The 557-nt window shown below is 58.7% G+C and carries 1 protein-coding gene; it reads left to right on the forward strand.

Annotated elements, in window-relative coordinates; all coding sequences use genetic code 11:
- Positions 1-42 precede the first annotated feature (42 nt).
- The coding region (locus tag AC1DWM_RS30210; protein WP_477796908.1) for a phage tail protein at positions 43-557 on the forward strand (515 nt) is incomplete at its 3' end.

Consider the following 557-nt stretch of genomic DNA (forward strand, 5'->3'; position numbering starts at 1 on the left):
CGCTCTGCGTCGATGAAACCGATACTTTGGACGTTTATCCCTATGATTGATAAGACCAGTCAGTTTTTTGCCATTCTCACGGCGGTCGGTGAAGCCAAGCACGCCAATGCCATTGCCTTGGGCCTGGACTGGATGTTCACCGAGATGGGCCTGGGCGATGCCAACGGCACCGACCCGATTCCCGATCGCCTGCAGACCCAGTTGATCAACGAATGGCGCCGGGCGCCGATCAACCAGATCCGCGTCGATCCAGCCAACCCCAACACGGTGATCACCGAACAGATCATTCCGCCGGAAGTCGGCGGTGAGTGGATTCGCGAGATCGGCCTGTACGACGTCGACGGTGATCTGGTGGCGGTGGCCAACTGTGCGCCGAGCTATAAACCGTTGTTGGCCCAAGGCACGGGCAAGACCCAAGTGGTGCGGATGAACTTCATCGTCAGCAGCTCGGCAAACATCGTGCTGAAGATCGACCCGGCGGTGGTGCTGGCCACCCGTGAATACGTGGACCTCAAGATCCAGGAGGAACTGGCCAAGCTGGATCACAAACAGTCAGC

The sequence above is a fragment of the Pseudomonas sp. P4_C8 genome (genome assembly GCF_056401975.1).